Below are 5303 nucleotides of genomic sequence, written 5' to 3' on the forward strand. Positions count from 1 at the left end.
TGTCAGCGTCAGTGTGTATATACTGTGTAGCTGGTGAGATAACGGTTCATGTATCCCCTGAGCTGACAGTGTACCGGTTATATTAAGCGTAACCGACAGGTTCTCCTTCATACCATATTAAATTTTTCCATGTATTGCCGCTGCCTTATTTCGTCCCATACAGGAAAACTCGTCTGGGTTTCTGACAAATACGTGAAACTCACAGCCCCTCAATATCAACCACACGCTGTAAGCCGGTAATACCTGAAAATCAGCCCATTACCGCCCACGCCTCCGGCACCATTCCCTTTTGATTTCGAATTCTTTGTTGTCGCTATACCGCTTAACGTTCCCGGTATTATCCTGGTTCCCGACAACAGGAACATATTCAGCTTTTAATAACCTGAGAAGAGCCAATAAGAATCACAAAGCGGATAACACCTGGCGCGATGCAGTTGTGATTACCGAACGCTCAGATGACATATTTCCAGACTGAAGCGGGAACACGATCGTAAAGCTTGTTCATTGTCAGTTCTGCCAGCCAGTGATCAACCACAGAGTTGAAGGCTTCCAGTTCCGCAGAGGTAAGTTTATAACGCGTGTGGGAAATCACTTTTTCCAGCGTCTCCCGGGATGAACAACGACGGAACTGCTTTGGTTTTAACTTCCATTAGCCTCTCATCACTTTATGCTGCAATTAACGTGATACTGTCAGCATACCGCCAGACTGGCATTCTGGTACCCACCCCAAACTCATTACTCCCGAGCCACCACTTAACCGGTCTCTCAGACTGTCACTCACCAGGTCGGATATGTTTACCGCTCAGACGGATGCTTAATGCACTCTGTTCACGTACATTGCAGATACGTTTTATATACGCGGGTTATACGCCAGCTATCAGGGATAGCGCAGTCTGTTGCTACTGCGTTCTCATCATGCCCACTGATCACACTCACCGTGTTTATTTCACATATATGAACTCATGTATTTGATCTCATGTGTTTGATCTCTCTTATATATTTATAATACCAATCAGACAGTCTTATCCCATCGGTGATACCTGTCGCCTGCCCACCGGACACGGTCTGCCCCATCGTAACCGCCCCGTAAATAACTCTGCAATTATCAGAACGCCAGTTTTCCCCTCTTCCTCACGAAAATCATCCCTTCTTTATCGCGCACGCGTGCGGAAGCATCGTTTCGTAACAACCACCCGGCATACCGGTACGGCTCAGCCACCGTAACCTCCCCGTTTATCTCCTGGCGGTCACATTCCCGATTATTTTTTACGTTTCTCCCCGGTTGTTATGCCGGTGAAGGTGGTGCGTTGTTTTCATGACCACACCGGCTGGTTTAACAACATCCGGAGGAACATTCTCATGATCACCCCAGTTTCACTGATGGATGACCAGATGGTCGACATGGCATTTATCACTCAACTGACCGGCCTGACCGATAAGTGGTTTTACAAACTCATCAAGGATGGTGACTTTCCTGCGCCCATCAAAATGGGCCGCAGCTCCCGATGGCTGAAAAGCGAAGTGGAAGCCTGGCTGCAGGCGCGTATTGCACAGTCCCGTCCGTAATTCTTAACCGTTCATCTGCAGCAGACGCAGTCTCCGGCCTGCCGGCGGCGTTCTGCTGCCTGTTATCCCCCGTGAGGAATATGAAAATGAAACCACAGTATCAGACCCGTTACGAGCTGCTCCACGAAAGCTACCAGAAATGGCTGACCGGCTTCACCCGGCACGCCGTATCCTGGGGCGTGTGTCATCCGAATATCTACTACTTCCATAATCTGACGCCCGGGTGGGTGTCATTCAATGGTGAAAAACCGGAGATTGCCATCGTACCCCAGAGTCTGCACCGGCTGATTTATGGTCCGGACAAACGGACCACGCCGCCCCTGGATGATGATCTGATAGTGAATTTATGCACCAGTGAACATCTGCTGGTTCATCATCCGATGCTGGAAGGCATTCTCCTGTCTGAATGTGAACGTCTGAGGCAGCGTTCGCTGGCAAATAAACTGATCAGCCTCTTCCGTCAGTTTGGTGGCACGGAGTTGCGCCTCAAACTGGTCTGGCTTTGCTGGCTTGATTTAATGACCGGAAACTGCCTTGACGACTGGACGGAGAATCTGAAACGGAAATCAGAAAAAGAGCTGGAGGAATGGATCATCAACCGTCAGAAGCAGAGCGCAGCACTGACGGATCTGATGGATCAGTACGTGCTCCTGGCATACCGCACAACGGTTGACGATAAGCGCACCTGATGCCAGTTGTTTCAGGGAAGCTGGTATCCGGGCAGGGTGCCAGGGCTGACTGAACGGCCTGTCTGCCTGCCGTTTCGCTCTCCGTGCGTTCTGTCACACGCTGCACCTGAACGCCGGACTGCGGGCACGCAGACAGGAAAGTCGCAGGCTGGAACTTCTGACCGGCGGGTATCAGTTATATGCCTGTTGATTCATCACCACCACGCAGCTCCTGAGCTTTAGTTCATCACCGATATTCATACATCTGAATATCGGTGATGAAATCCCCATAATAATCAATCATCTAAGTCTGAAGCATAATGGAGAAAAACTGCTCACCGGTTACTTCGCTCTCAGCTTATTGTAGTGATAACCCGAGGTAAAAATACCAGAGACATCAGACAACTTTAAACTGGCTATCTGGGGAAGCAGAACATACATGGTTTTTCCTTCCGGCACGACAGAAAGCCTGAACTGAGATTCAAGAATGTTCAGCAATGCGTTCAGTTTTTTCCTGTTTCTGAACCGGCCCGGGCCACACTGGAGAATATAATTTTTCCTGACACGGGGCGGGCATTCTCCGCGGCACTCCTCAATGAGCCAGTCGAACAGCTCCTCGGCGTCCTTCTGCTGCAGTTCAGATTCATCAGGTAACGCAAATAATTTTTTATATTCATCTGTGTACCACGAACTTATTACGACAGCAGACGTCATGATATCGGCAGAGATTTTCCCTTCACCATAGCTGAAATACTGAAATAACGCTGCAATTCTTGCAATGTTTTCTGTTTTTTTTGAAACATGTCCCCGAAACGGGCTTAAGGGTCCGGAAGGGGATAAATCCTGCTCCAGAACATTATAGTGCTCAATAAATATTTTTTGCGCTTCAGGCGAAAAATGCAGACAATACCGTTCATCCTCACTGGATTTTTCAATACTGCCTCTGGCCAGTTCCATTAATCGTTCATGAAATGCCGTTAATGATCCTCCCGGAATCACAGCTCCGTTAATAAAGCGTTTCCCCTGCGTGGTTGCAGGTTTACTGATAAGACAACGGGCAAGAAAACCACTGTCCCTGGCAACAGAACCTTTTCGCTCCATATATCGGTCAAAAAGACCGGGTTGCACCATGAGGGATAACGTCATTCTGGCATTTTCAATCATCTGTTCGGGTTCATTCTTTCTGTCCACAGACAATACAGAGCCATCCCACATTTTGTTAATAAAAGGCAACTCAGACAGGGTATATCCATCAAATATAATACCGGCTTCATCTGACATAATACCAACTGAACGCCATTTACCACAAAGCTGATTCTTAATTGCCGCAGTCGTGGCATCATTAAAAATGAATTTATACCTCACAGGTTCTTCCGCACTGTTTTTCTGAAGTACTTCCAGTTGTCTGAGGGTTTCTGACTCATCCGCGCCTTTGCGGAGTTCTTTATTCAGTTTTGACAACAATGCTTTTTTCTGAGCCTTTAAAAGCTCTTCCTTGTTTTTCCAGACAGCCAGTTCACTTTTGTATCTGGAATATAACTGCATCTCCTGCTGGTACAGGGGCTTCATTAATAATTTGTCCACTGCGGTTTTTCGTTCTCCGGACTCGGCAAGCGTCAGGAAAAAAAGAGAGACCGGCCCCCGCAGTGTATTCAGTCTGCAGACATCAATCAGATTCTGGCAGACAAGTGAAACAGCGCCCAGGGCAGACGCTGCCACAAGCCCAAGGGGAGCCTGCGTAATTTGCTGAGCTTCAATAACGGCATCACGAATGAGTGGAGGCAGCGAACTCAGGGGAAACTCATCACAAGGCTGACCGAATGACATAGTAACCTCACTATACACAGATATAAAAGCACTGCAATTCTGGCTATTAATAGCAAAAATAGCAGTCAAATCAATATGAGGTAAAAATTTTTGTTGATTTAATGGTTAAATAATAACCACAGTGTATTTTGCTGCTGAAGAAAGACAAAATGAATCTGTGTGTCCCCTCCTTCCCTTCGGAGCACATCCACTATTCAAATTTTACACAACCACGTACGAACAAAAAGCATCATCCCGGGTATTGCAGATACCGGTTTCCTGCCGGGAAGAATCATAAACAGAACACCGGGAATAACGCCTTCAGGAATCCCCCCCCTCCTGAAGAAGAATAAAATAAAGAAGACTACAGTTCCTGCACTGAATGCTGAGTACAATATTCTATGGACAGGATGACATTTTTATAAATAACAAAAACCATTTAATACTGATACATCAATAAAATACTTCTTCCCTGCTGACACAGATAAAATGCACCATTTTTTCTTCAAATACTTCTGTATAATCGCCAGCCAATGATGAGAATGGATTAAAATAACACTTCTTCGACAAACACAAAAACAGCCTTCATTTTACATCATCATCCAGTTTCAGTTAACCCCGGACGAGCGACAGTGTTTCAGTACAGGAATTAAAAGCCAGCTTTTGCTCAGTAAAAACACACTCAACTAATAATATCTCAGCAGATATTATCCTGACCAGGACACCTCACATTACTGAATTCTCTTCCGACAGTATCACTGCACAAATAAAAAAGAACGGGATAAATATTCAGACCGGAAGAATGGTGTCACAAAAGCATTTAATCATTACGCATGACCAGGAAGGGAAACACTTAACCACATGGTATCAACAGATATCATTACGTGTGCACTCTTATAAAAAACACACAGAAGAAGTAAGATAATTATAAACGTAAATTTAATATCTCCCACTGACATCTCCCCCACAATACACTAAAAAATACTCACAGCAGTAAACACAGACACACCTGATAATCATACAGCCGATAAATATTTTCCCCTTTACGGAGAAATCAGCCTGCTGTTTAACAATAACGGCGTATTTTCATGGAAGGAGATCACCCAGTAACGGATAAGTCCTGATCTCCTTCATGTTAATACGCAACAATCCCATCGATTCAAAACAATTTCAGACAGATATTATCTCCGTGAATCCCCCGCCACCTTTCCGGTGCGCGGGGTTTTGTCTTTTTTCACCGGGAATACATGTATGAATCCGTCT

Annotated in this window: 4 protein-coding genes; 2 read left to right on the forward strand and 2 right to left on the reverse strand. The window is 45.8% G+C overall.

All coding sequences use genetic code 11. From position 1 onward, the window contains the following. Positions 1 to 451: 451 nt before the first annotated feature. Positions 452 to 601 carry an Hha/YmoA family nucleoid-associated regulatory protein gene (locus tag BEB54_RS27580; protein WP_052318419.1) on the reverse strand — a complete coding sequence of 50 codons (150 nt, stop codon included), beginning with the start codon at positions 599 to 601 and terminating at the stop codon, positions 452 to 454. Between the two features lie 758 nt (positions 602 to 1359). On the opposite strand from BEB54_RS27580, the gene BEB54_RS27585 reads away from it, so the two are divergent. Continuing rightward, a complete protein-coding gene (locus BEB54_RS27585) occupies positions 1360 to 1566 on the forward strand; it encodes a helix-turn-helix transcriptional regulator (RefSeq protein WP_000632607.1) in 207 nt (68 codons plus the stop codon). A gap of 86 nt (positions 1567 to 1652) precedes the next feature. Continuing rightward, positions 1653 to 2255 carry a hypothetical protein gene (locus BEB54_RS27590; protein WP_000804452.1) on the forward strand — a complete coding sequence of 201 codons (603 nt, stop codon included), beginning with the start codon at positions 1653 to 1655 and terminating at the stop codon, positions 2253 to 2255. Between the two features lie 321 nt (positions 2256 to 2576). On the opposite strand, the gene BEB54_RS27605 is transcribed toward BEB54_RS27590, so the two are convergent. Further along, entirely contained in the window at positions 2577 to 4061 is a 1485-nt protein-coding gene (locus BEB54_RS27605; protein ID WP_001297234.1) for a YfjI family protein, read from the reverse strand. Positions 4062 to 5303 lie beyond the last annotated feature (1242 nt).

This window comes from Escherichia sp. MOD1-EC6021 (assembly GCF_002965245.1).
In the GTDB taxonomy this organism is placed as follows: Bacteria; Pseudomonadota; Gammaproteobacteria; order Enterobacterales; family Enterobacteriaceae; genus Escherichia; species Escherichia coli_F.